The sequence below is a fragment of the Deferrisoma sp. genome (assembly GCF_054681715.1).
Window position 1 is genome coordinate 1 of the sequence record NZ_BAAHFQ010000192.1, and the last position, 5,067, is coordinate 5,067.

General features: G+C 69.4%; 5 protein-coding genes. All 5 read right to left on the minus strand.

From position 1 onward, the window contains the following. Positions 1 to 54 precede the first annotated feature (54 nt). Positions 55 to 2,232: a tetratricopeptide repeat protein gene (locus ACY0I8_RS16200; protein ID WP_461395569.1), complete on the minus strand. Its 2,178-nt coding sequence runs from the start codon at positions 2,230 to 2,232 to the stop codon at positions 55 to 57. 300 nt (positions 2,233 to 2,532) lie between these two features. Then, positions 2,533 to 2,832 carry a hypothetical protein gene (locus ACY0I8_RS16205; RefSeq protein ID WP_461395570.1) on the minus strand — a complete coding sequence of 100 codons (300 nt, stop codon included), beginning with the start codon at positions 2,830 to 2,832 and terminating at the stop codon, positions 2,533 to 2,535. A 10-nt stretch (positions 2,833 to 2,842) separates the two neighbouring features. After that, entirely contained in the window at positions 2,843 to 3,460 is a 618-nt protein-coding gene (lexA, locus tag ACY0I8_RS16210; RefSeq protein WP_461395571.1) for a transcriptional repressor LexA, read from the minus strand. A 198-nt stretch (positions 3,461 to 3,658) separates the two neighbouring features. Next, a complete protein-coding gene (locus tag ACY0I8_RS16215; RefSeq protein WP_459942478.1) occupies positions 3,659 to 4,000 on the minus strand; it encodes a hypothetical protein in 342 nt (113 codons plus the stop codon). 79 nt (positions 4,001 to 4,079) lie between these two features. Then, complete coding sequence (locus ACY0I8_RS16220) at positions 4,080 to 4,781, minus strand: cytidylate kinase-like family protein (protein WP_461395572.1); 702 nt, start codon at positions 4,779 to 4,781, stop codon at positions 4,080 to 4,082. Positions 4,782 to 5,067: the final 286 nt, after the last annotated feature.

The following is a 5,067-nucleotide window of genomic DNA, read 5'->3' on the forward strand; positions in this document are numbered from 1 at the left end:
ACGTTCGCGCGTCCCCCCGTCCTAACGTCCCAGCGTCCTAACGTCCACCGTGCCTCAGTCGGCTTTGAGGGCCTCGAGCTCCTTTTGGGCCTCCTCGGCGCCCGGGAAGGTCTTGGCAATCTGGAGCGCCTTTTCCAGGGCTTTCCGGGCCTTGGCCTTCTCGCCCGCCCGGGCGTAGGCCACACCCAGGTGGTACTGGACCACCGGGTTTTCGGGCAGGCCCTCGGCCGCGATCTCCAGGTGCCGCAGACCCTTCAGGGGCACCCCCTTCTTCACGTAGATCCAGCCCAGGGTGTCGTTCAAGGGCGGCGACTCGGGGGCGAGCTCCACGGCGTGCTCGGCGAACTTGAGGGCCTCGTCGAGGTTTCCGCCGTGCTCCGAGAGGTTCCAGGCCAGGTTGTTCAGGGCCGGGATGAAGTCGGGGTTTCGCTCGAGCACCTTGCGGTAGGCCTCGTTGGCCTGGTCGTACTCGGCCCGCAGGTCGTGGAGGGAGCCCTTGAGCACCCAGGCGGGCAGGTAGTCGGGCCGCTTCTCCAGGGCCTTCTCGAGCTCGGCCAGGGCCTTGTCGCCGGCGTCGGGGCCGCTCTGGAGCCGCGCCAAGAGCAGGTAGGCCTCGGCCGCGTTCTCGTCGAGTTCGATCGCCTTCTCGAGGTCCTTCCGGGCGCCCTCCACGTCCTTGTTCGCGAGCCGGGTCTTCGCGAGCAAGATCCGGGCGGCGGCCGTGTCGCCGCCCTCCCGGATGTGCTCCTCCACCAATGCGACGGCCTCCTTCGTCTTCTTCTGGGCCGTGAGGAGGGCCGAGGCCAGGACCACCGGCCGCAGGTTCGCCGGGTCGGCCTCCATGGCCTTGCGGAACGCCTTCAGGGCCTCGTCGGGCTTCTTCAACCCCGCATAGGTGACCCCGAGCCGCTCCCAGGCCCGGCCGTGGCCCGGCACGGCCTTGACCAGGGCCTCGAGGAGCGTTTTCGCCTCCTTCAGCTTGTCCATGCCGAGCAGCGCCGTGGCCCGGATGAGCACGGCCTCGGTGTGGATCTTGGGGGTCGAGACCAGGGGATCGGTGGCCTTGAGGGCCCCCTCGAAATCCCGCCGGTCGAGGAGCACCTGGGCCAGGAGCATCCGGGCCTTGTAGAACCCGGGATTCAGCTGGACGGCCTTCTCCAGGTCGGCCTGGGCGAGCTCGAGGCTTCCGGCGCCGTAGTGGGCGAGGCCCTGGAAGTAGTGGGCCTCGGGGTGTTCGGGGTACTGCTCGAGCACCTGGGCCAGCCGGGCCGAGGCCTCGCTGAACTTGCGCTCCTGGAGCAGGATCCGACCCTCGTAAAAGAGGGCCGCGGCGCTCTTGGGGTTTTTCTCCCGGATCTTGGCCACGGCCTCCCGGGCGAGGTCCAGGTCGCGGCGGGCCAGGGCGATCTCAGCCACCTTCTCCCAGCCCCGGGTGGTGTTCTTCTCCTTTTCCCCGGCCTTCCGGAAGGCGTCGATGGCCTTGTCCACCTCGCCCTTCGTCATCCAGTAGTTCCCGTAACTCAGCCACACCGCGGGGTCGTCGGGGGAGGTGTTGAGGGCCTGGGTGAACGCCCGGTCCACGGCCTCGGAGTCCTTCTGGAGGTCGGCGATCTGGGCCAGCAGCAACAGGCCGTCGCGGCTCGCGGGGTCGAGTTCCAGGGCCCGGTCCACGGCCTTCCGGGCCTCGGCGAGGCGGTTCCCCGCCAGAAGCGCCGTGGCTTTGACGAGGTGGTAGCCGGCGTTTTCAGGGTCGAGCTCGATGGCCTTGTCGAACTGGGCCAGGGCCTCGTCGAGCTTTTTCTCCCGGAGGTAGGCCTTCCCGAGGAGCAGGTGGGCGTCGGCCCGGTCGGGGGCGTCGGCCAGCACCTTTTCGGCCCTCCCCCGGGACTCGGCCGCCATGTTGGCGAGGAGCTCCAGGTTCCCGAGCCGGATCTGGACGTCCAGGTTGTCGGGCTCGAGCTCGGAGACCTTGCGGAACGCCTGGTACGCCTCCCGGATCTGCCCCTTGCGAAGCAGGGCCTCCCCCAGGTCGAACAGCACCTCGGGCGAGTCCGGCTTGACCTGGAGGGCGCCCCGGAGCTCCAGGATCGCCTCGTCGATCTTCCCGTCCTCGAGGTAGGCGTGGCCGCGAGCCTTGTGGAGGGCGAACTTCTCCTCCGGGCTCTTGGAGCAGGCGGCGAACCCGAGGAGGGCGAGGAACCCCAGGGCGACGAAGATCTTGCGGCTGTGCATGAATCCCCCTCTCGAACCTAGGGTGGTGGGCTGGAGAACGCCGTTCGCTTGTAGCACAAGGCGCCGGGGAGGGCAAAGGGGGGGTGCGCGGACGTTAGGACGCGTGGACGGGCGGACGGGCAAAACTGCCGCCGCTTGCGAGGAGGCCGGCAGCCAACGGCGAACAACGAATAACCTAACGTGGCGTTCGTTGCGTGCGTGGCGTGAGGCCAAGAAGTGGAAACCGTCCGTACCGTGGCGTGAGATCGAGGTGCTGCTTTTCGGGGGGAAACGTTGCGGGCCTACCGAGACGCGGCGGCGCTAGCCCGTGAGCGCCTGGGCCAGGCGGAGGGCCAGGGAGGTCAGGCCGGCACCGGCGAGGAAGGCGAGGGCAAAGCCGGTCGGGGCCACCACCATGCGCAGGCCGCCCCGCGGCCCCCCCCCGGGCCACAGCCAGGCGGCGCCCAGCCCGAACCCGGCGGCTACGGCCGCCCCGGGGCCGGCTCCGGCCGCCAGAACCGAACCCATCCCCGGCACCCAGCGCTCCAGGGCCCACAGGAACCCCAGCCAGAACCCGATGGCGGCGGAAAACCCCTGGACGGTGCGCTCCAGACGGCTCACGGCTTCCTCCTCACCGGCAAAACCGGATGACCCCGACCACCCGCCCCACGATCCGGAACTCCTGGTCCGGCGTAACCCGGATGGGCTCCATGGCCGAGTTGGCCGGCCACAGTTCGATCTCGCCCCGCCCGGGATGGAACCGCTTCACCGTGGCCTCGCCGTCCACCACGGCCACCACGGTGTCCCCGGGCCGGGCCGTCTCCCGCTTCTCCACGACCACGTAGTCCCCGTCGAGGATCCCGTCCTCGACCATCGAGTCCCCCTTGACCCGGAGCACATACCGCTCCCCCGCCCCGGCCATGGAGGCCGGCACCTCGAAGGTCTCGGGCGCCTCCACCGCCTCGATGGGCTTCCCCGCCGCCACGTACCCCAGGAGGGGCAACTCGGCCCCCGCCCGCGTCTCCGGGGCCGTGCCCCCCACCTCCAGGGACCGCCTCGCGTTCCACTCCCTGCGGAGGACGCCCTGGGCCTCGAGGCGCTTGAGGTAGTTTTGCACCGTGCCGAGCGAGCGGAACCCGAAGTGCCGGGCGATCTCCTGCTGGGTCGGCGCCACGCCGTGCCGCGCCCAGTACCCGCGCACGAACTCGAGGACCCTTTTCTGTTTCGGGGTGAGTTTCGGAGGGACCATGGGGGCTCCGCGTGGCTCAGACCAGGTGACGGGCGCGGCCGGGCGCTCGCAGTGCGGGGCGCATCCCTCGCACCCGACCAACGACCAACGACCAACGACCAACGACCAACGACCAAAAGACTATGCGTAAGTTTTGCGTAAGTCAAGCCCAAAACGAAAGGCCCGTCGCCGGGCCCTTCGTGTCGGTAACCTCTGGGGTCAATCCAGGCTGACCCCCAGGGACCGCCCCGCGCCTCCCCACGGCGGTCGGTCGAGCACCAGGGCCAGCCGGGGCAACAGGTGGGCCTCGGCCACCCGGCCCGAGGGCAACCCCACCAGCAATCGGCCGTCCTCCGCGCGCCAGCACGGCGCCTCCCCCCGCTGGCCGGTCACGGTATCGGTCCAGGCCACCTCGCCGGCCCGGCCCTCGGCGTCGAGGAGCACCGCCACGTACACGCGGCCGTCCACCAGGTACTGGCTCACCTCCCCCGCCCGCGCCGCCCTGGGCAGCGCCGCGATCCCGATCAGGAACAAGATCCCCCCGATCACCGCCTTGCGCACCGGACACCTCCTTGCGCCCCCATCCCGACCGTTCCTACCGGATAGGGATCGGCAGCGGGGAGGAGAAACTTGAATCCTGCTACTCCTCCTCGGCGGGCTCCGTGGCCGCGAGGTCCCGGGCCAGGCCCTCGAGGATGTCCACGCACCGGCCGCGGTCGATCCGGCTCGTGTTCAGGATCAGGTGATACAGGGTGGGCTCGTCGGGATCGACGTCAAAGTAGAACCGCAGGTAGTCGTGGCTGCGGGCGTCCACCCGGTGCACGAAGTCCCGGGCCTCGTCGAGGGAGAGCCCCCGGCGTTGGGCGGTCCACGCGACACGATCGTCCTCGTTGGCCACGATCCGCACGTGGAGGGTGCGGGGGTTGTCCTTGAGGATCACCTGGCCGCCCCGGCCCACGATCACCACCCCCCGGCGCTGCCCGAGGGCGGTGATGACCTTGACGATCATCTGCTTGTAGATGTCGCTGTCGATCCACCCGTCCACCCGGTAGTGGAACGGGATCTTGTCGCGCTCGTCGTACCCCTCCTCGAACTGCTCCGGCCGGGTCTTGGCCTTTTTCTTGAGGGCGTCCAGGTCGAAGATCGTCGAGAAGAAGCTCTTGAATTTGCTGTGGTGCTCCTCCTCGAACTCCTCGACGTCCTCGTCCGGGACGTTCACCTCGAGGGCGACCCGGTGGATGATCTCCTTGTCCAGGTAATCGATCCCCAGGCGCTTGGCCAGTTCCCTCCCGATCTCCGGCCCGCCGGCCCCAAACTGGTTCGAAATCGTGATGACAGGCATCGCTCCTCCTCGATCCCACAGGGCCGGCCCGAGCGCCGGCCAAAACCGGCGCCCTTTATAACAAACGGCCAACAGGGCTTCAAGAACGCTCGCCCGGTCGGCGTCGGGTTGGAAACGGCGCTCGGGGGCGGTCCGGCGCCCGGATCCGCGGCCCGCGCGTCTTTCGCTTTTCGGCGGCCGTCTGGTATTCTCCCCCTTCACCCCAGGGAGGCTCCATGGCGGAAACGCTCGTGGTGGGCATATCGGACGCCAAGGTCAGCGCGGACCCGACGGACTCGGTGGTCAC